Below are 235 nucleotides of genomic sequence, written 5' to 3'. Positions count from 1 at the left end.
AACCGATATAGCAAACAACTCCTACACCTTGCCTTTTATAAGCATAGCGGCCCCAGATTACACCGAAAATAACGCTTCCGGAGCTAAACTGATCAACTCGAATTCTGGCGGATTGTTTACACACGAAGCCGGGCATACAAACTTCAATATTCCCGGAGAGTTATCGGGAGGCGACTATAGAGTAATCGCTGCAAACGAGGCCGGCGCCCCAAGCTGGAGCAACAACCTAACCGGT

1 protein-coding gene is annotated in these 235 nt (G+C 49.4%); it reads left to right on the top strand.

The features are described from left to right. Window positions 1–235, top strand: a 235-nt coding sequence (locus Q4563_RS22725; protein ID WP_303606161.1) for a hypothetical protein, incomplete at both ends; no start/stop codon positions are given.

This window comes from Gilvimarinus sp. 1_MG-2023, from assembly GCF_030548285.1.
Note: the sequence above shows the minus strand (reverse complement) of the source record. Positions and strands in the feature narration are given on the sequence as shown.